The organism is Alkalicella caledoniensis, assembly GCF_014467015.1.
GTDB lineage: Bacteria > Bacillota > Proteinivoracia > Proteinivoracales > Proteinivoracaceae > Alkalicella > Alkalicella caledoniensis.
In genome coordinates, this window is sequence record NZ_CP058559.1 from 1,291,608 (window position 1) to 1,317,632 (window position 26,025).

The window sequence follows — 26,025 nt, forward strand, 5'->3', positions numbered from 1 at the left end:
TATGAAACCATCTATCTGACAATACATGAACTTCATGATACTAAAGGTTATGCACTCACAAAACTATGTAATTTTGCTGGAATTGAACGATCTTCATATTACAAATGGTTAAACAGAGAAGCAAGTGGCAATGAGCAGTTTAACAAGACTTTAATACCGTTGATCCGAGATGCTTATGAAGAGAGAGGCGGTATACTTGGGTATCGTCAGATGACAATCAAGTTAAACAGAGAGCAAGAATTCCATGTAAACCATAAGAGAATCTACAGACTGATGAAAATACTAGGTTTAAAATCTGTATGCCGTAGAAAGAGAAAGAACTACATCAAATCCACACCAGAAATAACTGCAAAAAACGTACTAAGCAGGAACTTTAATGCAAATGGATTTGGGGAGAAATGGCTTACTGATGTAACAGAGATGAAATATGGAATCAGTGGAAAAGCCTATCTAAGTGCCATACTTGACCTCGGAGATAAGAGCATAGTGTCCTTTGTCTTGGGTCATTCAAATAACAATGCACTGGTATTTAGAACGTTTGACATTGCCCATGAGCAGCACCCTGATGCAAAGCCGATCTTCCACAGTGATAGGGGATTTCAATACACCTCAAAAATGTTCAAAAACAAGTTGGATAATGCGGGTATGACACAAAGTATGTCTAGAGTATCCCGTTGCATAGATAACGGCCCTATGGAGGCATTTTTTGGTACTCTTAAGTCAGAAATGTACTACCTAAGTAAATTCAATTCATATGAGGAGTTGGAAGCCGCGGTCATTGAATACATAGAGTATTACAATAACCGTCGTTACCAGAAGAGGCTTGAGTGCATGACACCAATGGAGTATAGGCAGCACCTTTTAAGTAAGGTAGCATAAGCTTTTATGCCGCGAAAGCCTGTTTATATGGGGTGTACCCTCTGGTAAAATGTGTGTGGCGGAAGCCAAATATTTGTTTAGTATCAACTTCCGCCCAAGAATGGGAGTCCAGAGGGTACAGGGGACCCCATGTCAACAGGACCGTGGAATAAATGCGGGTAATTAAATTCTTATGTATAAAGGTGATATTTTCACTTGATAAAACAAACCTACAAAAAAATAACGCCAATCAAATTAGATGATTGACGTCAAAGCATTTTTTGTTTTTTCTACTGTCTACTTGACAGGGGCATGTTCAGTTTAGCAGACGCTTCTTATTATTTATATACTACAGCTCCATTTATTTCCCTAGTTGATCCACAACCAGTTAAGATCATTGCTTGGAATAGCTGGTTTCTGATTGCTATATAGTGATTCTCCACACCTTCTGCCCCACCACCAAAGGCTTGAGTTACAAAGGGCCTTCCAATTAGTACGCAGTCAGCTCCAAGGGCTAACATTTTTAGCACATCCATACCTGTTCTTACTCCACCGTCTGCAAAAATTGTAACTTTCCCCTTCACTTTTTCAGCGATGGCAGGGAGTACGTCCGCAGCACCTGGACAAAAGTCAAGAACTCGCCCACCGTGGTTTGAAACAACAATGGCCTTAGCACCTATCTCTACAGCCATTTCAGCCTCTTCGACTGTCATAATGCCTTTAAGGATAAATGGCAGATCTGTTGACTGCACTAGTTCCTTTAATTCTTCTTTTGTTTTAGGTCCCACTGGCTGTCCTTTAAGGGCCATGGTTATAAGACCTGCCCCATCTATATCCACACCAACTGCCACGGCTCCAGCTACTTCTGCTTGTTTAATTTTTTTAAGGATTTCCTCGTTTGAACGGGGTTTTATAATTGGTATACCGCCACCAAATTCCTTTATGGCTTCAAGGCCTGATTCATACATTGTAGGATCTGCACCATCGCCAGTCATGGCGAAGGATTTTGCCTTTAAACTTCCTTCCACCACATATTTTGCGAAGTCATTTTCACTTACTTTGCCACCCATGTTATATGTGGAACCTGTCATGGGTCCTACCATAACAGGTACTGAAAGTTTTTGTCCAAAGATTTCAACACTTGTATCTGGATTAACGTTATGGTGGATTGTCCTCATGTTTAGCTTTACCTTAGCTAAACTTTCCATGTTTGCAAAAAAGGAACTACCGGTACCTGTGCCGCCCATGCCTGGCACTTGTCCTTTACATGCCCTACCATCACATACTGGACATACTTTGCAAAATCCTGACATCAAATCCCTTGCTTTTTTTCTTACTTCTGTTGGCATATAAATAAATCCCCCTTAATTTTGATCAGTTATTAGATTAGTTAAAACTGAGCTTATGATACTAAGAACAATGGCTCCCAGTACTGCAGGCCAAAAGCCAGCAACTGTAAAACCAGTTACATTCGCAGCTACTAACCACAGTATAAATCCATTTATTACAAAGGTAAAAAGACCAAGTGTAAGTATAGTTATAGGAAAAGCAACTAGTTTTATTATAGGCCTTATAACTGCATTTGCTAAACCTAATACCAATGCTGCAATTAAAGCAGAACCAAAACTTGTTATTTCTATACTTTGGATAATCTGTGCTGTTAAAAACAACGCTAACCCATTTATTATCCATCTCCATACTAATCCTCTCATTGTATCTCCTCCTCGTATAATAAGTTTTAAGCCTTTATCTCTTATTTAAATAATAGCATATTTTATAGTACTTTGATAATTTGTTTGCATAATTTTACAAAATTCATACCTGTGTTGCATGAAAACCATCCTTAGGTGGATAAACAAAGAAACCACTTTATGCAAGTGGTCTCTTTGTGGCCTATTGATTTAATCGTTATCTGGTTGTGGTGGATAAAAATCTGGGAAAGGTAGCAGATCGAATTCTTCACATGGGTCAACATCTGGGAATTCTTCACATAGGGGAGGTGTTGGGCAAAATCCAAAAGTTGGTACAAGAAGTTGTACTTCTGCTACGGATTTTAGAATAATGAATGCTCCGATAGGTATGAATGCTAATGCATCTCCATCTTCTGTTGTGTCAGGGAATTCTAAAATGGGATCCCCAGCAACTTGGAATATGGCTTCTGCTATTGCTTCCATTCTATCAAGTTCAGGCATATATAAAATTACATCTTTCTCGAAGCATACAATATTTTCAAACTCATCTCCATTGGAAGGTATTACCTGGACTTCAATACCTTGTGCATTTACAACAAATAATTCAACCCTTGCACAAACTTCAATTTGAATTCTTGCTAACGGTCCACCGTTAATAAGCTCTCTATTTAGAACTTCGTACTCTACAGAGTTAGGAACTATCCTAGCAAATGAAAAAGTTACATCTTCCTCATCCCAACCATCTGGTAGTTCCCAAGCAAATTCAAAGAATTCACATTCTTGCTGTCTACAAGCATCGTAAACTTTTGTAGTTATTATGCAGTCAATTTCAGGAGCTGGTGGTGTCGGTGGTTTGGGGGGCTTAGGCTTAAAAAATGTTTCTTGAACAGCATCTTTCATTTTCTCGTCCATATATCTGAACCTCCTATAACTTAATTGGATTATCTTCTCTACAAGATATGTATCACTCCCCTAAGTGGTGAATGCCTAATTTAAAAACTAATAAAAAAAATCATAGGCCTTGGGCCTATGATTTACTTTTGTATAAATAATTGGGTTACAAGTACACCTGATGAGTTCTGATCTACTATCCCGATACCAACATGGGTAAAGTTGGGATTTAATATATTGTTTTTATGACCTGTACTTGCCATCAATCTTAAATGTGAAATATAAGGGCTTTGTGATGCCGAGATGTTTTCCGCAGCTCTTCTATATGAAATACCTGCATTTCTCATCATTTCAAATGGAGTCCCGTAGGTTGGTGAATTATGAGCAAAGTAATTTAAGTCTTTCATATCCTGGCTTTTAATGCGAGCCCATTTGCTAACCTCAACGTCAATTTGTAGTGGAGCCACACCAACTTTTGCTCTTTCCTCATTGATTCTACTTAGCATTTCCATTTCCCTTTGGGATACTGTGTGGTTTGCTGAGGGTTGAGGGCTTACTTGTGGTTGTGGTGCTGGAGTTGGAGCAGGATTTTGTTGTGTTGGTTGACTGTGTTGTGGTGCAGGATCTTGCGCTGTAGTGGTTGGGGGTGTACTAATTCTTGACCTTCTATTTGTCCAAAAATCTCCCAAGTTGTTATTTTGAGTGGATGGTGCTGGGGTTGTTGTACTTGGTTGTACTGGAGTGCTGTTATTGGTAGGTACTGTCTGCTGGTTACTTACGTAATTTTGTAAAAAATTTCTATATGTGCTTGCTTGCACAGACAGGGGTGTACTAAGAATGGCAGTAATTGATAATCCAGTTATTAAAGTTACTGTAATTATTTTTCTCTTCAATCTAGTTCCTCCTCTATTTTGTCTATATAAACATTCTAAGGGTCTTTTTGCATACTATCAAATGTAATATCTGCCTAGGTTGGTATAAAACTGAAATTAAACCAGTGTTATGTAATTTTTAAGGAATAAGTTGGAATTTATGCAATTCCCAAGGATAAATCCTGCACCAACACTGATTTCTAAACATAAATTATTGTGAAAGGAGGGTATAAGTAAATGAGAGAAAAATACAATCCTAGTACAAGACACGCTGGTTCATTCCCTGATCCAACGGGGGTAGACTGTATCATTACTACAAAGGTTTACGATGCCTGTAGACAACAAGAATGTGAGTTTTTTGAGTTTGGAGCTTTTGAAGTACCATTCGGATGGGACTTCGAGGATATTTTCGCGTATGCTGAGGTAGTACCTAGTTCAGTAAGTTTTGACGTTCTAAATATTAGTCTAATTGAAGGTGGTCCCCTTGCACGGGTTCAGATGAGAGTTTGTGCTGATATCAATGCTTTTATAGTAAACACTAGAACAGGTGAAGAAGAACAAATAATAGGCGATAATGGTTTTGAAGACAATGAAGTTTGCTTTGAGAAAGATGTTATTTTATATCTTCCAGAACCTGATAAAATGGATGCAATTGCTGAAGCAATCTTCCAAATAGCTGGTGAGCCTGTTATAGAAGAGTTTGACGACACTGAAGATGAAATGTTTAATATTTTTATTCCTATTGGTGCATTTATTATTGTCAAGTCAGTGGCCGAAGTTCAATTGTTAGTACCTGTTTATGGTTTTTGCCCAACACCACCACTTTGCGAAGAGTTTCCTGATGTCGATGCTTGTGAAGAATTCCAACTATTACCATTCCCCGATTTTTATCCACCTCAGCCTGAGGATGAATAGCAATTGCCGGTTTTTTCCGGCTAATGCTATATGAGGATGAAAATTATGAATCTGCTTATAATCGTCCATAACAGTTTTGATAGTATAAATAATGAGATAATTATTTATTTAAAAAACAAGCAAAAGGTTCAGGTGGTAGATGTTGATAATAGCAATTTTAAGAGTATATTAGAAAACTACAAAGGTGTAAAAATTTGGGCCAGTAATTGTTCTAATTTCCTTGGCGATATCTGGGAAGATATTTTACAAGATAAAAGTAGTAGCCTTGTTTTAACAGAAAATAACTCTGTACTAAAAACTGATAAATTTATAGCTCAGGGGGTAAATTTCATAGTCCTTCCTCCCAATCAGTGCCTCTATCTAAATACCAAAAACCACAAAGTCCTAAGGGCTGCTGTTGAAATATTAACTTGGTCTGTTGATAAGATGAAAATAAAAGAGCGTAGCTTAGTTGCCTTAAGTAGAAAAGAAAATGAAGTTGTCAATTTGTTGTTACAAGGATTAGATGATAGAGAAATAGCTAAGCAACTATTTATCAGTGACAAAACAGTCAGGAACCACATAAGTAATATCTTACAAAAAATCTGTCTTAGAAATCGTACTCAACTTGTTTTGTGGGCTTTACAGGAAATGGGAGAAATAGAGCAGCTATCGTAAAAGATAGCTGCTTTTTCATCAACTTCTTTTTATTCTTCACATAAGTTTGTAAAGGTTGTGAAAAAATGAGAAACAAAAATGTAAGGGCTAAAAGTTTAGCTAGTAAGTTATCCAAATATAAAATTCTACTTCAATCAGACTTTATTCGTCCTCATTTGTTAGAAACTATTGAGTTCACAGAAGAAAGCCTTTTAAGGATGATTGAAAAATATAGTTTTATTTATATAAAACCTGTTTCTGGTTCTTTCGGTAGGGATATTTTATCCTTGGAGATAGCCAAGGAACCTAACACTCATTACGTTGTTAGAAACGATGATAAAATCTTGTGGAAAGGTAATTTTAAGGAATCAGTGTATATCATTAATGCGTATATTGCTAGAAGAAAATTTCTAATACAACAGGGAATAAGACCATTTGAGTACAAAGGTAAACATGTTGATATCAGGGTATTTATTCAAAAACCTGATAAGCTCTGGATTGTCTCTGGTCTAGGTGTTAAGGTGGCTAAGTCTAAAAATATGATAGTAACGAATTATAATCAGGGTGCTAGTATCTTAAGTCTAAAGGATTATCTGTCCTCTGGAAATTTTCAACATGATTTCATTAAAATTAATCATGTATTAGAAGAGCTTTGTCTCGAAGGTGGTGAAGTATTAAACTCATATTATCCTCGATTTAGGGAGTTAGGGTTTGATGTGATCTTAGATGAATACTTGAAGCCATGGATAATAGAGGTAAATACTAAGCCCAAGTATGAAATGTTTAGGGAGATTGATGTGCAGCTATATAAAAAAATAGACAGATATCATGAAGACATTCTTAGGCAGTATAAAAAGGAAAAAGCAAGTTTTAAAAAAGTCGATAAAATATACTCACCCTTTAATGGAAAGCGAATAGACTAAAACATAAGACAGTATGAGGAGGTGTACAAATGTCCTATAAAGTAATCAAAGGTGCAAAACAGTTAGAAATTGATGGGAAGGAAATCGAAAATAATATATACCTTCCTTTAGAAGCCTTGTGGGACGATTACACCATATTGAAGGACCATAAAGTAATATTTATAGATAGCCCCCTGAATAACTTAGAAGTAGGTCTATTGCAGTTAAATGGCGAAATAAATTCAACCTTTATAGAACCACTACAGAATTTATTGCAGGGTGCTGGATGTAGGGTGCATCTGTTAGATTCCACTGAGAAAGTCAATAAAAATATAAATTTGGTCCTTGTTATCAATTCACAAGAAGGTGTTTTTCAAACTGGGTACGGTGGTTATAGGTTAAATGGAAGTAAAAAAATTGCAGCAGATATGGGCTGGGCTTTAGCACGCTTTTTTGAACTTGATTATGTTGCACCACCTGTTAAAGAACAAGCCTCTAGTAAAAATCTTGGGCTGTGGAAGAAGTTTACTACTCCATTAGTCTATATTAAGTTCAGAACAGGTGAAGGGCACAATTCTCTTTTAGCAATTTCTGTACTTATGGGGCTTTTTAGATTTGCCACTAAAACTTTACCAGTAATTGATGAAAAAATTTTTTCCCCTATTCCTCCACCTTTAGAAAGTAGTGAGGTTAGTATTGTTAATAAAGAAACTCTAGTTGAAGAAAACCTTATGGATGTAGCAAAAGAAGGTAATAGTCTAATAGAAAAAAACCATACCCATGACAATGATTTGTTTAGGTATATAAAAATTGAACAAGATCAAGGGCAAGATCAAGATCTAGATGAAGAACGTGTTAATTCAGATTTGAAGGAGGTTGATTTCATGTCAAAGAAAAGTAGTAATAATAGTCAAGGGAAAAAGGGCAGATTAGTAACTGACCCCTCCCCGAAACTTAAAGCTCACATGAAAAAGATCATTGCTAAACAAAAGGCCGAAATTGAAAAAGAAAATAAGGCACCTAACAATAAGGGTACTGAATATGCAGCTAAGTTGGCTGGTTTAGGTAAAGGGTGACAAAGCTGTAAATAGTGGGGGGACCCACTTTGAAATAACGCAAATAGCCCCAAAATGGGGCTATTTGTCTTATATATGGTCATATACTTTGCTTTTACTGAAGGACACGAATAGAATTTTCTCTAAACCTATGCTTGGGCTTAGGAGTATTTGTTTTGCTTTTTGAGCAAATGGTTTGTAGCTAGCCTTATACCTCTCTTCAACTGTGTCCCACTGATTGAAACATAAGTATACTTTACTTGTGGATGGTATGTTAAAGGAGAATACCCCTCTTTCCATCATTTCTAAAATTAGTTGAAAGTTAATTTCTAAGCCATCAAAGGGCAACAGCTGTGACCTATGGACAGTTTCTGGCCCCCAAGTTTTTCCCAAGACTTTTGCACCGATGTTGATTATGGTATGGGTAGTGCAACTTGGTATAACTGGTTCCCCTTCTTTCCATACCTTTAGTGCCTTCATCCGTGCTCCGTCCCCTTCACATAGGATATGATCAAAGGGACCTTTTTCGTACAGGGAATTTGCAGTTTCAGGCTTTATACCTAGATATTTTCCTTCTTCCTTCTCCGAGTAAAGGAGTGGTGTTTTATTAAATCCATGGCTACCAAAAGTTGAAGAAGTACCTTCCCATTGAAGGGGTAGTATATTTTCATTTATGGGAGGCTTATATAGTTTGGTAGTGGATGTTATAATACAATTGTGTAATTGACTAGCTATGAGGAACATACCTGTGGTTTTCCCGCCACCACCTACCATTGTTATAAAGCTTTTGGGTTTAATGTCTAGCAGTTTAATAATATCCATAGGGCCACCCTATAGACTTGATTTAAGCTGTAAGTAGTTTGTGAAGTACTGTTTATAGGCTAGCAGTCCTGTGATGGCTACAGTCAAGAAGGGACTACCTAGAAGCATATACATAATTACAATTTGAAATTTAACTGCTTCTAGGGGAGAAGCCCCGGCTAAAATCATACCACTCATACCACCAGGCAAACTCACTATTCCCACTACCTTAGCTCTGTCTACAACTGGTACCATGGCAGTTGTGATAGCTTTTTGTAGGGCAAACTGAATAGCTTGCCTTGGAGTGGCACCAAGGGAAAGGGCTGCTTCTATTTTAGATTTATTGGAGTTGATTTCATCGTGTAGCCTCATTAAAGCCAATGATGTTGCATTCATCACATTTCCAATGACCATTCCTGCCACAGGAATGATGAATTGCCCTTCGAAGGGTATAATGTTAAATCCTGAAAGTACAATGATGGTAAATAAAGTGGTTGCATATATGGCTATACCACTTATTAAGAAGGAATTTTTAACTTTTTGCCCCCTTTTACCTGAGTTGTATGTTGCAACACCGGCCATGATAGAAATCATGATTATAACATAGATGGGGGAGTTTAGGTTGAAGATAAAAGTTAAGACATACCCTATTGCGATCAACTGAACAAAGGATCTAACTGCCGCATCTGCAATATCGAAGCCCATTTTAACTTTGAATACGCGGGAAAAGTATATGGCCATAACCACAAAAACCAAAGAAAGTACTACTTGAAGGGTGGATATCTCTCTCATTATTCTCTACCTCCCTTTAGGAATGTGGTTATATCTAAATCTGTTGATTCAAAGAGTTCTCCTTTGGTACCAAAGAAAGCAATCTTTTTGATTCCAAGGAGTAAAACTCTCTTGGCTATCCTTTGTATCTGATCTATATTATGGGTTACAAAAATTATAGTTTTGTTATGCTTTTCATTTAATTCCATCATTAAGTCCTCTATTAGTTTTGTCCCTTGAGGATCAAGGGCAGATGTTGGTTCATCTAAGAGTATTATCTCAGGGTCTAGTGCCAGGGTTCTTGCTATATTTACACGTTGCTTTTGGCCACCTGAAAGTTTTTCTATGTCACGATCTAAGTATTCTGGATCTAAACCTACCTTTTCTAAAAGAGCTGATGCTATGGTTTGTTCTTCTTCTTTTTTAATACCTCTTATTCTCAAACCGTAAATAACGTTGTCTAAAACGCTGCCTTCAAATAGTGCAGACTCTTGGAAAACAAAGCCTACTTTCTCCCGAAGTTTGCGTATATCCCAACTCTTTATCTCTGTATCGTCTAAGTATATTTCCCCACTTGTTGCATCATCTAGTCTGTTAAGGAGCCTTAGAACTGTACTTTTTCCTGATCCGGAAGGTCCAGCTATTGCAAAGATATCTTCCTTTTGTACTTCTATGTTTAAGTTCTTAATAATTTCCAAATTGTTTGTGCCATCACTTTTAGAAACATGGATGTTAGATAATTTAATCCCCACTTCTTCCCCTCCTATAATTGCATTGATATTCTAATTTTACTATAAACTCCCACTTTTTTAAAGTAAAGGATAGGCTTACATTAATAAAAACCTCGATTATATTCGAGGTTTTATTTTATTTCATGTATAAATGACAAGCAACTAGTGACTTTTCTACTTCCTTTAACACAGGTCTTTCCCCTTTACATAAGTCCATCACCTTAGGGCAACGGGTACTAAAAGGACACCCCTTTGGCGGATTAGAGGGGCTTGGAACATCCCCTTGAAGTATGAATTTTTCCCTTTTAACTAAGGGGTCAGGTATTGGCACCGCAGCTAGCAAGCTTTGGGTATATGGATGTAAAGGGTTTGTGTATAGGGTTTTTACATCTGCTTTTTCCATGATGCTACCTAGGTACATTACACCCACTGTGTCGCAAATATGTGATACAACGCTTAAGTCATGGGAAATAAACAAGTAGGTTAGGTTTAGTTCTTGTTGTAGTTTAATTAGCAAGTTTAAAATCTGTGACTGTATGGACACATCCAGGGCTGATACAGGTTCATCAAGTACTACAAACTCAGGTTTAAGAATCAACGCCCTTGCTATACCTATACGTTGGCGTTGACCGCCTGAAAATTCGTGGGGGTAACGGTACATATGATATTCACTAAGCCCCACTGCCTCAAGGATTTCCAAAATCATATTTTTTCTTTTATCCTTTGGGACGTTATGGGCACTTAGAGGCTCCATAAGGATATCCATTACTTTTAGTCTAGGGTTTAAGGAACTATATGGATCTTGAAAAACAATTTGTGCCTTTTTCCGCTCTTGTCTTAGCTTTTCTCCCTTTAGTTTTGCCCAGTTTGCTCCAGCTATAAACACATCCCCTTCTGTGGGCGTAGCTAGATTTAAGACCAATTTCCCCATGGTAGATTTCCCACAGCCTGATTCACCCACTAGGCCAAGGGTCTCCCCTTTGTTAATAGACAGATCAACTCCATCCACAGCTTTCACAGAGCCAACAACCTTATTTAGTATCCCACCATAAATGGGGAAGTATTTTTTAACACCTTTTACTTCTAATAGTTTCTCCCCCATTTACACTACCTCCTCAGTGACTTCATATAAGTGACATCTGCAGCTATGTTTTCTCCCAAAAAGTAATAGTTCTGGACTGGTTTTTTTACATATATCCATAGCTTCTTCACATCTTGGTGCAAATTTGCAGCCTGTTTCTATGGTCCCTGGTGCAGGGACTTGACCTTTTATGGATGGTAAAAGGCCACGGCTTTCACCCAATTTAGGAATTGATTTGAGTAGCCCCTTTGTGTATGGGTGTTTAGGGGTTTTAAAGATAGTTACCACATCCCCTTGTTCCACTAACTCTCCCGCATACATCACCATTACCCTATCACACATTTGCGCAACAACTCCAAGATCGTGGGTAATAAACAGTATGGACGTTTCGGTTTCTTCTTTTAGGTTTCCCATTAACTCCAGTATCTGTGCTTGAATAGTTACATCTAGGGCTGTTGTAGGTTCGTCTGCAATTAGTAGTTTTGGCTCACAAGCAAGGGCTATGGCAATCATTACCCTTTGACGCATTCCACCAGATAGCTCGTGGGGATAACTTTTATAGACTTCGTCAGGTCTAGGTATTTTTACCTTTTCAAGCATTTCAATGGATTTATCTTTAATTTGCTTTTTATTTAGATTTGTGTGTATATACAATACTTCGTCTAGTTGTTCTCCTATTGTCATAACGGGGTTAAGTGAAGTCATAGGCTCTTGAAATATCATGGATATCTCATTGCCTCTGATTTTAGACATGAATTCATCGTTTTTTATTACAAGGTTTTCACCTTTGTAGGTTATTTCTCCACCATACACTTTTCCTGGTGTGGTGTCCAAAAGACCCATGATAGAAAGGGATGTTACACTTTTACCGCAGCCTGATTCCCCAACTAAACCTAAGGTTTCGCCTGGATAAATATCGAAGGATATCCCATTTACCACTGTGACACTCCCTTTTTCTTGGGCAAAGTCTATTTTTAGGTCTTTAACTTCTAGTACTTTTTTTGTGTTGTTCATGTTCATGCCCTCCTTTAGTTAACCTTAGCTTTGCTTAGTCTTTTATTTTGGGGTCTAGAGCATCCCGCAATCCATCACCTAATAGGTTAAATGCCAGTACTGTTATAACAATTGCTAATCCTGGAAATAAAGTGGGGTGAAATACATTTCTACTACTGTTTTTCGCTGCATTTAACATTGCCCCCCACTCTGGAGCTGTAACGTCTCCACCAAGTCCTAAATAACTTAGGGATGCACCAATTAATATGGCTGTACCTATACGCATGGTCAGGTAAACAATTACCACAGATAGTGTGCCAGGGAAGATATGTCTAAATATTATTATATAGTCTTTTACCCCAATGGACTTTGCTGCTTCCACATATGTCATATTTTTAAGGGAAAGGGTGCTCGCCCTTACAATCCTAATAAATATTGGCACTGTAAAGACAGCAACAGCAAAAATTATATTGTATATTCCAGGACCTAGTATGGCTATAACAGCGATGGCCAGTAGTATCCCGGGGAAAGCTAGTAACACATCACACATACGGGTAAGAAGTGAATCAACCCAGCCACCGTAGTAGCCTGCAAACAGACCTAGGATAGTTCCCAAAACTGTACCTATGGCCACAGACAAGAATCCTATAATAAGTGTCTGTCTTGTGCCTACCAGAATTCTACTAAAAATATCTCTATTTTGGTGGTCTGTACCAAACCAGTGTAGTGATGATGGTGGCTGATGTTTATATATATCCATCAATTCTATTTCTCTTTTTGCTAACTCAAAAGTCACAGGGATGGGTGTGTAATCTTCAACTTCCACAGGAACTTGCAGAACTGTTTCAACATCTCCTATACTTACTTTAATTAGGGCTATCCCCTGGGAAATTGTTGATATTTCACCTTGGTTGTTAACAGATGCTATTTGAGGATTTAGGGAGGTGAATTCTAAAGCCGTCCCTTGGGTTCCTATTAACTCATCTACATTAGCTGCTGCTTCTTGTATTGCTAAGGGATCAGTTACTTGCTCTCCATCGGTTAGTAGTGCTTCTACTTCAATAGTAAAACTGTCTCCTACACTAAGGGGTGAGTTTACTTGGTTTGTTTTTAACGAGCTAACAATGGGTTTATCATGTTCTGCCCTTGTTACCACAACTTTTATAAGGTTAGTTACTCCATTTAGAGAAACTGTTACGTAGGTTTCCCCCATGTTTACTGCAGTTGCATTGATGGAGTTATTTATCCCCCTAGCTGATGCAATCCTTCGGTTTTGACTATCTATTACTGGAGTGCCGTTGGTGCTTGTATTTTTCACACTACCGTCACTGTAAATAATTTGGTAGGGGATATTGGTTGTTGTGAGATGTTCTATATCTAACCCTTTTTCTTGATATTGATTTGTTACAGGTAGAGTTGGGTTATATGGTACGAAGTATGGTGAAAGGATTCCCAGCAGTACAATAAAAGTAACTACGAAAAGTGATGCCATGGCCATTTTTTGTTTCTTAAATTTCTTAACAAAATCCTTAAAGGGTGAGTATGTGCTTTTATTTTTCATGTTCATCCCCCTTTTTAGTCATACCTTATCTGTGGATTTAGATAAGCGTATGTTAAATCCACCAATAGGTTTACTACTAAGAATTGTAAAGAAAACAGCATAATGAGTGCTTGAATAACTGGGTAGTCCCTAACTAATATAGCATCAACTAGATAACTACCTAACCCTGGCCACGAAAATACTTGTTCAACAACTACTGCACCACCAATGAGAAATCCAAATTGTAGGCCTGTCATAGTTACCACAGGTATAAGTGCATTTCTAAGGGCGTGCTTCCATATAACTTTCCAGTGTTTTTGCCCTTTTGATCTTGCTGTTCTTATATAGTCCTCTTTCATTGTTTCAAGGACGCTTGAACGGGTAAACCTTGCGATTACTGCTGCTACTCCTGTGCCTAAAACAATGGAGGGTAGCAATAGATGCTTAAATGTACCTGTTCCACTGGTTGGCAACCATCCTAGGCCAACAGCAAAGATTTGCATCAATACAAGTCCCATCCAAAAAGATGGCATGCTCAGTAAAGAGATCGATGTTACCATACTTAGCCTATCCCATATGGAGTTTCTTTTAACAGCAGATAGTATCCCAATACCTAGGCCTAACACAATGGCCCAAACCATACTCAACATGGCTAAGTTAAAGGTAAATCCAAATCTCCTAGCAACCTCTTCAGATACACTTGAACGGGTTCTATAGGATGTTCCAAGGTCACCCCTAAAGAGCCCTCCCATATATCTACCATATTGAACAATTAGTGGGCCATTGAAACCTTCTCTCTCTTTAATTTCCTCATAGGTTTGCTTATCCATCTCCGAGCCGTACATAATTCTTATTGGGTCTCCAGGTGTCAAGTGGACGAACATAAACGCTGTTATAGATACTATTAACATTATGGGGATCATTGAGAGTATACGTCTGATTACATAAGTTGTCATTTTTCCCTATCTCCTTTCAAGAAGCCTTAGGCTTCTAACAAACAAAAGGTTATAGGGCCCTCAACTGGAGAACCCTAAACCTATGTTATTTAAAGAATGCTTGAGTTAAGATCACTGAACCATCTTTCATCATGAACAGTCCACCAACTTCTTCTCTATGGGCTGTTACTGCTTCCGCTGTATATAAGAACACCCATGGTGCGTCAGTGTAAAGTTCTTTTTGTACTTCATTATAAAGGGCAAGCCTTTGTGTTTCGTCAGCTGTTGCTAATGCAGTGTCCAATAAACTATCTACTGTATGGTTTATATAAAAACCGGAGTTGTTATAGCTAGGTGGAATTCTATCTGAGTAAAAGTTTGGTCTTAGACCTTGATCTGCTTCACCGGTTCCAACAGACCATCTTCCGATCCATAGGTCTGTACCTTTATCACCAGCATCTAGCATATCAAACAGTGTACCACTTTCGTATGGTTCTATCTTTACATCTATACCTATCTCTTTTAATTGAATTGCTATGAAGTCAGCGATATCAATAAATTCTGTTGAGTTTCTCGTCCAAAGGGTGGCCGTGAAGCCCTCTGCATATCCTGCTTCTGCCATTAATGCTTTGGCTTTGTTTACATCGTACTCGTATGTGGATTGAGCACTATATCCATATACACCTGGCGCTATGGAAGATGCAGCAATTGAGCCATATCCATCAACGATTTGTGCGATAAGTTGATCTTTGTTTATTGCGTAGTTCATGGCATAACGTACATTTTTATCTTGGTATTTCTCTTCTTGGAAATTGATTCCCACATAGAATTGTGTGTTAGATGGCCCTGATATTACACCGATGTTTTGGTTTTGTTGTAATTCATCGGCATCGCCTGTTGGTAGTGAAGCCACAAAATGTATTTCATTTGCTTTTAGCATATTAACCCTTGTTGCAGCTTCTGGTACTGGTAAGAACTTCAAGTTCTGAACTTGGGCCATTTTGCTAGTGTTCCAGTATTCTTCGTTTTTCTCTAGTAGTATATGTTGACCATCTCTCCACTCAACAAACTTGAATGGTCCAGTTCCAACTGGATTTCTATCTAAGTTATAGTCTGGGTTTTCTAGCTTCTTTTGGATTTCTAATTGTGATTTTATACCTGCACCTGTGTGAGAGAAGTAGGATGCCATGGATGCATTTGGTGCTTTGGAGTGAATTATTAGTTCATAGTCATTTACTATTTCTATCTCGTTGATAAAGCTGAAAAATCCACTACGTGCCATGTTATTTTCTGGATCTTTAACAAATTCAAAGTTTGCTTTTACTACTTCTGCTGTCAGTTCACTTCCATCATGGAACTTAATACCTTCATGAAGTATGAAGTGTAGCTGTGTCGCATCGTCGTTATATGAGAACTCTTTTGCTAGGCCTGGTACTATTTGCAGATTCTCATCAAGTTGTAATAAACCTTCAAAAATTGTTCTGTTAATGTTGGACGAAGTTACATCCGTAGCATTAAATGGATCTAGAGTTGTAGGTTCTGCCTCTTGGGCTATTTTTAATTCTGTCTCTTTAGGTGTTGTGTTTGGTGTAGTATCTTTTTCAGATGTGGAGCATCCCACAGCTAATAATGCTGTTAGTAGAATGATTACAAGTGTTTTGAGTCCCTGTATTTTTTTCATTGTTAATCTCTCCTTTGTTTTTTTATCTATTTTTGAATCCGATATTTTGGGTATAAAAGACCTATTCTTGTCTCACCTCCTTTAATTTTGTAAGTTATTTTTATACATCCTACCAAAAAACCTTTGCCACTAACTCCACTAAAAAACTCTCTCACTAACTTACACTACCTAGATCTAGCTTTGTGTATAATTAGTGTTAATCCATAACCTTCATGGTAGTGTCATTAGTGACTGATTTTTACTAATCAGTTAGATCATATAGATCTGTGGCTAAGCTTTTAAGTTTTCTTAACTGCCTACCCCTGAGTCCTGACTTCTGATCCTTACCTGCAAAGTTCATTTAAAGATACAAAAAAACTCGCCCCTTGTATATAAGAGACGAGTTTTATCCCGCGTTACCACTCTTGTTGATAGAACAACTTCTTCTATCCACCTCTGACCTCTAACGGTGGCGAGCCGATCTTCCCTACACAGTTGCGCATTGCAACTTTCAAAAAAACTCCTACCAGGTGCGCTTCAATTAGGTTCCACTGCTAGACTTACACCAACCACTAGCTCGCTGAAAATTTCCCCTATTTACTCTCCTAGATTATCGGATTTAATTTATAATTCCTTTGCCACTAACTTCACTAAAGTTCTCTTTCACTAACTTACACTACTTACATATAGCTTTGTGGTTATTTTAGTGTTAATTCATAACCTTCATGGTAGTGCCATTAGTGACTGATTTTTACTAATCAGTTAGATCATGTAGATCTGTGGCTAAGCTTTTAAGTTTTTTGAACTGCCTGACTCCTGATTTTATGGTATAAAAAAATTCGCCCCTTGTATATAAGAGACGAGTTTTATCCCGCGTTACCACTCTTGTTGATAGAACAACTTCTTCTATCCACCTCTGACCTCTAACGGTGGCCAGCCGATCTTCTCTACACAGTTACGCTTTGCAACTTTCAAAAAGACTCCTACCAGGTGCGCTTCAATTAGGTTCCATTGCTAGACTTACACCAACCACTAGCTCGCTGAAAATCTCCCCTATTTACTCTCCTAGATTATTGGATTTAATTTATAAAACCTTTGCCACTAAATTCACTAAAGGACTCTCTCACTAACGAACTGCCTGACTCCTGATTTTGTGGTATAAAAAAACTCGCCTCTTTTATATAAGAGACGAGATCTATATTCCCGCGTTACCACTCTTGTTGATAGAACAACTTCTTCTATCCACCTCTAACCTTTAACGGTGGCGAACCGATCTTCTCTACACAGTTGCATTGCAACCTTCAAAAAAACTCCTACTGGGTGCGCTTCAATTAGGTTCCTTTGCTAGACTTACACCAACCACTAGCTCGCTGAAAAATTTCCCCTATTTACTGTCCCGATCAACGGATTTGTTTTTTAAGTTATTGTCATTATAATGATTTACCGGACTAAAGTCAACAACTTTTTTAGAACTTAATATTCTGACTTTAGTCACACCCTATTCTTCAACTATTCCATTGGGTCGTATGTGCCAGCTAACCGTTCTTTTATTAACTTCTCTTTGTCTTCTTCAGATATTGAGATATTCTCTCTTACATAGTGAAATAGTTCAAACCCCATTTCAATGGACGGTGCTTCCCAAGTAGCTACTTTTTCCGTGAAACTTCCTTTCCATGGGAAGCTTTCTGGATCTTTAAAGTAGAAGTATTTGCATAAGTCCAATTTGAAATGATATGGGGGAGTTATGTTTGCAGGTTCGGCTTTATGTGCATTTTCTAGTGCTTCAAGAACGCCCTTTTTTATAATAGGGTAAGTCTCCTCAGCATTGGGTTCCCAATTTTGGCCTTTGTCTTTAACACTGATGTGTTTAACTTTTGGTGAGAGCTCTAAGGCTTCTCTCTCAGATGCTGCACATCCTATGTTTGCTATATATGGTACCCTTTGAAAATTTAGTATCGCCATACCTATCTCTGCTACATGTAAATCATTTACCAACAGAGCTTTTATAGGTGGAGATTGTATTGTGTGTGCAAAGTAAGCTTCTTTTTCCCCATTTCTTGCGTGTTGGCCTACTGTAATTAGTCCAAAGGGCTCTACTTCGGCTTGACCCCTAATTCTTCTCCAGTCAAAACATCTATCAGGCACATCAAAGTATCTTACATTAGATGGCAGTTTTTCCTTTATAACATTAAACTCTGGATTCCCTGCAAAGTGTCCATCATAGTATAAAATTTCGTCTATACCAAATTCATTGGCAGCATCACATACTGCCAGTATATCAGAGGTCATCTTTTCTCTTCCCTGTTCTCTCCATGCATCTTCACCATTTAATAACTCTTTTTGATGCTGGTCAAAAATACCTGAAGCCCCTTCCATGTCAGAAATAAGAATTAATTGTTTTCTCATTGTTTTCCCCCTTAATAAAATATTAGGATACACTTCCCCCTGCTACGGAAATGACTCTGTCATAATACTTCTTAGTTTCATCAAAAATAATATGACTTACGTTAACTACTGTAATGCCTTCTAGTTTTAACAATGTATTTTCTATTTCCTTGGCAACCTTAGAATCAAGACTTGCAAAGGCCTCATCTAAAAATATAATGTCTGTATTTGCCAACAGACCTCTAGCTATTGCTATTCTGCTTTTTTCTCCCCCTGAGATATTCCTTCCATTGTCATAGAGCATAGTATTTAGGTTGTTAGGAAGGTTCTGTACGAATTCAGTAAGCCCTGACCTTACAATTGCTAAGTCTATCTCTTCATCACTATAATCTTTGTAGAGGGTTAAATTGTTTTTAAGAGTATCTTCAAATAAAAATACCTGCTGCTCTACATTGGCTATTTTGTTAAAATAACTACTCTTACTTATATCACTGATATCTATGTTATCTATTTTAATTGACCCTTTGCTTGGTATAAAGTACTTCCTTAGTAGTTTTAGTAGGGTTGATTTCCCTCCACCACTAGGTCCAATTATCAGGTATTTACTACCTTTGTTGATGGTTAGGTTTATATTCTTTAATATCAAATCCTCTGTATAACCAAATGAAACATCCTTAAGTTCTATGGAATTATTAAATGATTCTAATTCCACTGTTTCCACTTTTAGGTCTTTGCTCTCCAATATTTCGTCCATGTTAACGAACAAAGACTTAACTGAAAAAATCTTTGGAAGCCACTCAGAAACCTGCATCAAGGGAAATATTACTTTTTCCATATTATTTATGATAAGTATAACTCCCCCTGTGGTAATTCTTCCTTGGATGGCCATGTAGATCACTATGCCAGCTATACCATAGAAGGAAAGGTTTGTTGTAAGTCTTTGAATTGAAAGGAAGTAAGTATAGATCCTATCTATTACATATCCCTTATACTGTATATCTTTGCTTTTGATAAAAAAGTCTTTGCTAACTTTTGCACTCAAGTTATTGGCCTTAATTATGGAAAATGCTCCAAGGACCTCTCTTATATACGACGTGTAGCCTTCAAAAAGCTTTGACCTTTGAACTTGGTGCCTTTGTAGTGGTTTACTTAAAGCCACAGCTAGCAATGTACTAAATGCACTGATTCCAATACCCACAAAAAGTGCAATGGGGCTAACAGAGTAAATAACAATAATACCCACCACAAAAGTTATAATGTTCATGGTTATTTGAAAGATTGCTTCCACATAATTATTTTCGATAATATTCATGTCATTGGTTATAGCAGAAATGTATAACCCATTATTGTCCTTTTGAAACTCACTGATATTTTTTTTAAATACCCTATCCATAAAACTAATTTTAACTGACGTAAGAGATTTATATTTGTACAGACCCTTAGCGAATGACAATACAATATTAATGGGTAGTAATAGTATTGCAAGGAGAATTAGTGTCCTTGCTTGTGTGTAAAATAGTACCCTATCTCCAGCAAGAGTTGTGTCTACAACTCTCATCATGTAAATTGATATATAACCTTCTACTATAGCAGCTGCTAACCCTATAAATATGGCTAAACATAGAAAAGGCCATTTGCTTAATATTGATTTTTTCATATGGCAAGTTCCCCCTGAAAATATTCCTTACTGGGATATTTTATCACTTTTCCATTTACTATCTCCAAGACATAATCATATTTTTCAGTGATTCCTTTATAGTATCTATGGGATATGGCTATTACAGTGCTATCTAAGGAAAGAATTGTCTTTTCAACGTTTCTACCCAACTCTTCATTAAGGCTTGATGTTCCTTCATCAACAAAGAGTATACTTGAATCCTTAATGATTGCTCTGGCTATAGAAATCCTTTGTCTTTCCCCTCCAGAGAGGTTTTTACCATTTTCCAGCAGCATTTCATTTATTCCCTTTGTTTTTTTACTTAGCAAATCACTAAGTCCTGCTGAATTGGCAGCAGCTTGGATTTGCTTTTCCTCGTATGTTTTGTATAGGCTTATATTGTTTGCTATGGTGTCTTCAAACAAAAACACATCCTGATATATGAATGACACATTGTCATTCAAGCTGTCTTCATTAATACTTCTATAGTCAACCCCATCAACTAAAATATCGCCCTGATAGTCGTCATATATTTTGGAAAGAAGCTTCACAAGAGTAGATTTTCCAGCCCCACTTGCACCTTTAATTAAGTATTTCTTTCCCCTTTCAATGTCAAAGGTAACTCCATTGAAAACCTCTTTCCCATCATAATTAAAGGATAAATCTTTTATTTCTATTTTTGAATTAAAGGAGAAATCAATCCCTTGAGTTACTTCAGATTTATTTTCTTCTGTCATTTTTGTTATCTTATTATAAATATTAGCCGACGATTTTAATTCGTTAAATAAGGGCAGTACACGAACTAAGCTCCAAACACAGCTATTGGACATTTGAAACATAAATACAATTGTTGTAAGGGACATCCCTGTGGAAAGCAAATTCAATAAGTAAAGTAAGATAAAAACCACCGCAAGGTATCCAAGCAAACCTGTAACCCTATTTTGTCCCTCTGTAAAAACTGTGTAGTTGTACTTTGTTCTCTCAAGCCTTTTAATTTTTAGTAGAGATTTTTCTAAAAACTTATCCTCGATATTGTTTAGTTTTAGTATCTCTAGGCCGTTAAAGGTGTTAGATATATCAATTGAAAAATCCTCATTGCTTACTGAAACCTCTTCTTGTAGACTTACGGTTTTCCTTTCAAACACTCTAATTACCATAAGTAGAATAAGGGATATGGCTAAAATACCTAAGGCAAACTTAAAATCTAAAAAAAACAGTATGGTCAGTACAACTATGAAAGTACCACCATTGAAAATTAGATTTATTAACTTTAAAAAGAAGTTATTTTCAAATATGTTTATGTCATTGATTAGATTAGATATATAGGAGTCCTTTGACTTTATGTTAAAGGTTTTATACGATGACCTCATTATTTTTTCAAAAGCCTTTACCCGTACAGCTAGAAGGGTGTCTCTCATGTAAGATATCCTCATATAGCGGGATATTATATAAGATATGGAACTAAGTGCTATAGCCCCCACAGAAATCAATACCACACGAACAAAATTTTCCATGGTCCCTACCTCAATACTACCTATAAGTAATGCCAAGGTAAGATTTACTATAAGTTGGTCTACAACGGGAATGAAACAGGCAAATATATACATTGCAAATCTAAATTTTCTTTGTAATAAAAGTTCTTTCAATACCTCACCCCAATTCTTGCTACTTTTATATTTAAAGGTGCCAAAACAATTGTTACTATTTATTAGGGGCAGCTAACAACTAGTAACCAAGACCAAGGTCTTATTCCAACTCGATTTTTATATCTTTTCCTGACTTAGAGGTTGTTTCAAATAGTACCCCTTTATAACCAGAATCTTGCTTCTCCCACCATTCATCGGTGTCTATTCTCTCTCCATTTGCTCTGATATGAGTAGTTCCAAGACCTCCTAGAAATCTCACCACAGATGCAGGCAATGTTATATTAACGTTTTTACCATTGGGTTTATCAACTTTTATCTTTATGCTCTTGGCTTTGTCACCTTCTGTGCTTTGACCACCGAAATCTATTTTAATCTCGTCTTCTTCTTTATTGCTCATGTCATCTTCCGTGTTTTGTAGTACTGTAAGGAGCTCTAGTCCTTCTTCAGGGGTTATTTTACCTTCACGGATCAACTCTAAAACTTTTAATCTCTCCTTTGAACTCATCTTAACTCCCCCCTACTCTAGCCAAATTTTAACTCTTACAGAATCATCCTCATCCATAACCTCTAGAACCTCTCCAGTCTTACCCATTTTTGCCATCTGGATTAACTGGTTGATTTCCTCTTGGGTTATACCCTTAGCTTCTTTTGGGATAAACTTAAGCCCAAAATTAACTAAGAAAAAGGGTATCTTTATGTTTGCTTTTTTTCTTCCCGAGTTTAAATCTTCAACCTTTATCATAAGGTATTTCACATTGTTGTTATTATCGGTGCTCTCTTTTTTTTCTTCAGTTTCCACTGCTGCTAAAAGCTTGACACCTTCTTCAGCTGTGATTTTACCTTCTTCAATCATTTTCAATACTTGTAGTTTTTCTTCTCTCATATTATTCAACCTCCTCAAGGTTTGAAGTACCTTCTATGGCTGATAAGAGTTCTTCTGCTTGATCTGACGTTATAATCCCTTGTTTAAGCATTTCTAGGATTTTTAATGTCTCTTTTTCATCTTCATCAATTGAACAAATATCCATATACCCTTGACTATTACCCTTTTCAAAAACAGCTTCCTTTGCTCCTTCAATATATACTGTTCCCTTTGGACTAAAACCCAAGGAGCCTTTGTAAAGATCATCATATTTTGTGAAATTCAAACCTGGTATGTTGTTTGTCAATGTGCGACATTCCACCTTAAAATCTAATTGTGATGTCACAGGTGCCGATATATTAAAATCGCCATTTCGCAATATGTTCCATACTCCATCTTGCTCACTGGATACTATAATTTTGGTTCCACCTTTACCCTCTGCAGCCAATCTTTTAAAGGTGCAATAGTCCAAAGTTAAATCCCCATGCCCACAATAAAGATTCATGTTTCCTTTTCCTTCTTGTACTACTATATCCCCTTTACCACTTTCCACATAACATTCGCCATTTAGTGAAGTAAGCTCCATGTTTCCATGTCCACTCTCTACCTTTAATTCTCCAGCAACCTTAAAGGCCTTTAGGGTACCTTTGCCTTTTTCAACTAAAATGGTGCCATTAATATTTTCAAGTTCAATGTTCCCATGCTCCATTTCAATGATAGCATTTCCATCTAAGTTGGATATTTTGATGTCCCCTTTGCCATTTTCCAGTGACAGGCTTCCATTAAGATTACTGATATCTGAATTTAAATAACTGCCGTCCACCATTAATTTACTATGTTTTGGGACATAAACTTGGATTTCCTTTTGTCCTTTTGTAAGTTCCAGCTGCAAATAGTCATTTGTTAAATCAAAGTCGAAGTTCATGGCTTCACTACTTTCAGCTATTACTTTACATGCTGAATTTTCCCAACCCCAGATCTTAATATTCCCTTTATCAACTGATATGTCGATTGTTGATTGAAATCCCACATCAAATTGTTTCTCTATTGTTTTCATCCTACCATCCCTACCTTTACTTATCTTAGGTTAGCTTATCTTAATCCCAGTATTTACGACTTTTCCAGCTCCTGTTACTCAAAAATAATCCAGAAAAGACTTGAGTCAGACCTACAAAGATGAAGAATGCCAGAAATGTAATCCAAAAATTCCATGAATAAAAATGTCTAGCTAAAAACAAACCTGCTATTCCTATTACCCAAACTCCACCTTTAAATTTCTCCCAGTCAATGCGTCTTTGCTTATATACCTTTTTGTAAATTCCTTGTTTAATAAGTTCCATTTTTATACAGAAATTTAGTAATAGTCCTACTAAAATTAGAATAAAGATCCCAAGTTGAACATATTGCTCACTTAATATTTCTAAAAATGTCATTTTCATTATCCTCCTTAAATATTTGAATGGATTTCGCTTACTGTCAGTGTTCCGTTCACTGCACTGGCATTATATATTCTTTTAATATCACCATCTGAAACAGCTTCAGCCCTTTTATTAGCCACTTTACCAGATTGGGATACAATCCTTAAGTCTTGATGATCAATTTTAATACTGCCATTTACTGAGCTGTTTTTGACTTTAACACCTCTAACACCCACTGGAAGCTCAATCTTTATTGGTCCGTTCACAGTGGAAATACTCACATGTCCTTCTTGCTGATTACTGTCTTTTATAAATATTTTGCCATTTACGGTATTGCAGTCGATACTTTGTATGTCTGCGTCAACGTCTATAACTCCATTGACACCTGATATCTTTATTCTGTCGCCTTTTACATTTTGTACTGTAATCTTCCCGTTAACTGTTGTTACACTTCCATCAATAAGATGGATATCTTTTAATAGGACTCTGCCATTTACAGATCTTGTTTTCAGCTCTAAAATGATATTTCTTGGTAGGTAAATTTCGTAGTTGATACTTAGGTGCCGATTTTTGTAATCCTCAGTATCGATAAAGTCATCACCTAGCTTTAATACTTGATATGATTTTGCAAAATCCCTAGCTTTAGTTTCTGATGTAAAACCTTTAATCTTTTTTGTCACTTTGATAGAACATTCTTCTTTATCCCATGCTTTTATGATAACTGTGCCATTCTTTGTCTTAATGTTTGCTTTTATGCTTAAAGGGTTAAATCTATGGTTGTATTCTTCAACAAATTCGTAAGTAGGTCCAGTTATTCCTGTGAACAAGCCTTTTAGGCCATCTAAAAGGCTCCAGTTCTCACCTGTTTCCTCAAAATACTCTCTTTCGGCTTTTTTAGTTTGTTCATGAGTTTCTTGGGATGTATTTTTATGTTGATCCATATCTTCTGTATCACCGAGAACACTTAGTAACTCCTTTGCCTCTTCACTTGAAATCTTACCATCCCTTAGCATTTCTAAAATAAGTTTGCGTTCATCACCCATGTTAATGCCCCCTTTTCTTTTATTTCTAAATCATCAGAACTGTCTTTTTAAAAAACACCTGAAGGCGTTTCCTCATGACCCTAGCCTAGCCTTGCTTAGCTAGTAATATAGTTTTATTTACCTAAGGAAAAAAGATTAGTTTTGGTTTTTCAGTAATTGCACAGCTTCTTCTGCACTTATTTCTCCGTTATTTAGGGCATCTAGTACTTCTTTGCGACGTTTTGCATTTTCAGGATCGTTTTTTGGTACTGGTTCTGGTCTGTATCCCAAGGCTTCAATAACTGCTTCCAGGCGTCCCCTGACAGTGGGATATGATACTCCTAGTTCTCGCTCTACTTCTTTTATATTCCCTCTGGATTTTATAAAGACTTCTACAAATTCTTTTTGATCTAGGGGAAGTCTGCAGAATTTACATGGTTCAAATCTTCCTTCTATTGTAGTATCACATGATTTGCAGTGTAACCGGGTAACGTCTAAATGAGAAGTACATACGGGACATCTCCCGAGCATTTGTTTCTTCACCATTTTTCAGCCCCTCCTTTCAATTTATTTAAGTATATTATTAATTATCTTAACCTTTAATTCAATTATACTAAATATTTTACCAAATGCAAGTGCTTTTCCATAAGTTTTATAAATAATTTTATTAAATATATTAAATATGTTAATTGCATGTTTAATT

Annotated in this window: 26 protein-coding genes and 3 other annotated features; of the genes, 5 read left to right on the plus strand and 21 right to left on the minus strand. The window is 36.8% G+C overall.

All coding sequences use genetic code 11. The features are described from left to right. Positions 1–9 precede the first annotated feature (9 nt). Positions 10–879, plus strand: a complete 870-nt coding sequence (locus tag HYG86_RS06330; RefSeq protein WP_213169134.1) for an IS3 family transposase — start codon at positions 10–12, stop codon at positions 877–879. A 317-nt stretch (positions 880–1,196) separates the two neighbouring features. Here the strand turns inward: HYG86_RS06330 and HYG86_RS06335 are convergent, their stop codons facing one another. The 4 genes from HYG86_RS06335 to HYG86_RS06350 all read right to left on the minus strand — a co-directional run bounded on the left by HYG86_RS06335 (position 1,197) and on the right by HYG86_RS06350 (position 4,333). Beyond that, on the minus strand, positions 1,197–2,207 hold the full coding sequence (locus tag HYG86_RS06335; protein ID WP_213168086.1) for an alpha-hydroxy-acid oxidizing protein: 1,011 nt from the start codon (positions 2,205–2,207) through the stop codon (positions 1,197–1,199). Between the two features lie 15 nt (positions 2,208–2,222). Then, entirely contained in the window at positions 2,223–2,570 is a 348-nt protein-coding gene (locus tag HYG86_RS06340) for a phage holin family protein (RefSeq protein ID WP_213168088.1), read from the minus strand. 189 nt (positions 2,571–2,759) lie between these two features. Next, positions 2,760–3,461 carry a hypothetical protein gene (locus tag HYG86_RS06345; RefSeq protein ID WP_213168090.1) on the minus strand — a complete coding sequence of 234 codons (702 nt, stop codon included), beginning with the start codon at positions 3,459–3,461 and terminating at the stop codon, positions 2,760–2,762. Between the two features lie 122 nt (positions 3,462–3,583). Then, the gene (locus HYG86_RS06350; protein ID WP_213168092.1) at positions 3,584–4,333 is read right to left on the minus strand and encodes a CAP domain-containing protein; all 750 of its coding nucleotides are present in this window, start codon (positions 4,331–4,333) and stop codon (positions 3,584–3,586) included. Positions 4,334–4,549: 216 nt separating this feature from the next. On the opposite strand from HYG86_RS06350, the gene HYG86_RS06355 reads away from it, so the two are divergent. From HYG86_RS06355 to HYG86_RS06370, 4 genes are all read left to right on the plus strand, one after another. Continuing rightward, complete coding sequence (locus HYG86_RS06355; RefSeq protein ID WP_213168094.1) at positions 4,550–5,227, plus strand: hypothetical protein; 678 nt, start codon at positions 4,550–4,552, stop codon at positions 5,225–5,227. A 45-nt stretch (positions 5,228–5,272) separates the two neighbouring features. Further along, the gene (locus HYG86_RS18275; RefSeq protein WP_281391313.1) at positions 5,273–5,884 is read left to right on the plus strand and encodes a helix-turn-helix domain-containing protein; all 612 of its coding nucleotides are present in this window, start codon (positions 5,273–5,275) and stop codon (positions 5,882–5,884) included. A gap of 65 nt (positions 5,885–5,949) precedes the next feature. Continuing rightward, the gene (locus HYG86_RS06365) at positions 5,950–6,786 is read left to right on the plus strand and encodes a YheC/YheD family protein (protein ID WP_213168096.1); all 837 of its coding nucleotides are present in this window, start codon (positions 5,950–5,952) and stop codon (positions 6,784–6,786) included. A gap of 29 nt (positions 6,787–6,815) precedes the next feature. Further along, positions 6,816–7,841, plus strand: coding sequence for a hypothetical protein (locus HYG86_RS06370; RefSeq protein ID WP_213168098.1), 1,026 nt, complete (start codon positions 6,816–6,818; stop codon positions 7,839–7,841). A 69-nt stretch (positions 7,842–7,910) separates the two neighbouring features. Here HYG86_RS06370 and yqeC read toward each other — a convergent pair whose 3' ends face one another. The 17 genes from yqeC to HYG86_RS06455 form a co-directional block, all read right to left on the minus strand. Then, complete coding sequence (yqeC, locus tag HYG86_RS06375) at positions 7,911–8,642, minus strand: selenium cofactor biosynthesis protein YqeC (protein WP_213168099.1); 732 nt, start codon at positions 8,640–8,642, stop codon at positions 7,911–7,913. Positions 8,643–8,651: 9 nt separating this feature from the next. Continuing rightward, positions 8,652–9,413, minus strand: coding sequence for an ABC transporter permease (locus tag HYG86_RS06380; protein WP_213168102.1), 762 nt, complete (start codon positions 9,411–9,413; stop codon positions 8,652–8,654). Further along, positions 9,413–10,144, minus strand: coding sequence for an ABC transporter ATP-binding protein (locus tag HYG86_RS06385; protein ID WP_213168104.1), 732 nt, complete (start codon positions 10,142–10,144; stop codon positions 9,413–9,415). Before HYG86_RS06385 ends, HYG86_RS06380 begins: the two co-directional genes overlap by 1 nt. A gap of 115 nt (positions 10,145–10,259) precedes the next feature. Continuing rightward, positions 10,260–11,225 carry an ABC transporter ATP-binding protein gene (locus HYG86_RS06390; protein ID WP_213168105.1) on the minus strand — a complete coding sequence of 322 codons (966 nt, stop codon included), beginning with the start codon at positions 11,223–11,225 and terminating at the stop codon, positions 10,260–10,262. Next, positions 11,226–12,218, minus strand: coding sequence for an ABC transporter ATP-binding protein (locus HYG86_RS06395; protein ID WP_213168107.1), 993 nt, complete (start codon positions 12,216–12,218; stop codon positions 11,226–11,228). Between the two features lie 34 nt (positions 12,219–12,252). Then, entirely contained in the window at positions 12,253–13,758 is a 1,506-nt protein-coding gene (locus tag HYG86_RS06400; protein ID WP_213168109.1) for an ABC transporter permease subunit, read from the minus strand. A gap of 14 nt (positions 13,759–13,772) precedes the next feature. Next, the gene (gene nikB / locus HYG86_RS06405; protein ID WP_213168111.1) at positions 13,773–14,693 is read right to left on the minus strand and encodes a nickel ABC transporter permease; all 921 of its coding nucleotides are present in this window, start codon (positions 14,691–14,693) and stop codon (positions 13,773–13,775) included. 85 nt (positions 14,694–14,778) lie between these two features. Then, a complete protein-coding gene (locus tag HYG86_RS06410; RefSeq protein ID WP_213168113.1) occupies positions 14,779–16,353 on the minus strand; it encodes a glutathione ABC transporter substrate-binding protein in 1,575 nt (524 codons plus the stop codon). 371 nt (positions 16,354–16,724) lie between these two features. Continuing rightward, positions 16,725–16,955 (minus strand) — a binding site (T-box leader). 229 nt (positions 16,956–17,184) lie between these two features. Further along, positions 17,185–17,415 (minus strand) — a binding site (T-box leader). 98 nt (positions 17,416–17,513) lie between these two features. Then, positions 17,514–17,745: a binding site (T-box leader), on the minus strand. A gap of 96 nt (positions 17,746–17,841) precedes the next feature. Then, positions 17,842–18,738: a M55 family metallopeptidase gene (locus HYG86_RS06415; protein ID WP_213168115.1), complete on the minus strand. Its 897-nt coding sequence runs from the start codon at positions 18,736–18,738 to the stop codon at positions 17,842–17,844. A gap of 22 nt (positions 18,739–18,760) precedes the next feature. Then, entirely contained in the window at positions 18,761–20,374 is a 1,614-nt protein-coding gene (locus tag HYG86_RS06420; protein WP_213168117.1) for an ABC transporter ATP-binding protein, read from the minus strand. Further along, positions 20,371–22,020 (minus strand): ABC transporter ATP-binding protein, encoded by a 1,650-nt coding sequence (locus tag HYG86_RS06425; RefSeq protein WP_213168119.1) that lies wholly within the window; start codon positions 22,018–22,020, stop codon positions 20,371–20,373. Before HYG86_RS06425 ends, HYG86_RS06420 begins: the two co-directional genes overlap by 4 nt. Positions 22,021–22,120: 100 nt before the next feature. Further along, on the minus strand, positions 22,121–22,525 hold the full coding sequence (locus HYG86_RS06430) for an SHOCT-like domain-containing protein (protein WP_213168121.1): 405 nt from the start codon (positions 22,523–22,525) through the stop codon (positions 22,121–22,123). A gap of 12 nt (positions 22,526–22,537) precedes the next feature. Beyond that, complete coding sequence (locus tag HYG86_RS06435; protein ID WP_213168123.1) at positions 22,538–22,903, minus strand: SHOCT-like domain-containing protein; 366 nt, start codon at positions 22,901–22,903, stop codon at positions 22,538–22,540. Between the two features lies 1 nt (position 22,904). Further along, positions 22,905–23,939: an SHOCT-like domain-containing protein gene (locus tag HYG86_RS06440; RefSeq protein WP_213168125.1), complete on the minus strand. Its 1,035-nt coding sequence runs from the start codon at positions 23,937–23,939 to the stop codon at positions 22,905–22,907. 40 nt (positions 23,940–23,979) lie between these two features. Beyond that, entirely contained in the window at positions 23,980–24,315 is a 336-nt protein-coding gene (locus HYG86_RS06445; protein WP_213168127.1) for a hypothetical protein, read from the minus strand. Between the two features lie 14 nt (positions 24,316–24,329). Then, complete coding sequence (locus tag HYG86_RS06450) at positions 24,330–25,343, minus strand: DUF4097 family beta strand repeat-containing protein (RefSeq protein WP_213168129.1); 1,014 nt, start codon at positions 25,341–25,343, stop codon at positions 24,330–24,332. Positions 25,344–25,478: 135 nt separating this feature from the next. Continuing rightward, positions 25,479–25,865, minus strand: a complete 387-nt coding sequence (locus tag HYG86_RS06455) for a DUF2089 domain-containing protein (protein ID WP_213169138.1) — start codon at positions 25,863–25,865, stop codon at positions 25,479–25,481. Positions 25,866–26,025: the final 160 nt, after the last annotated feature.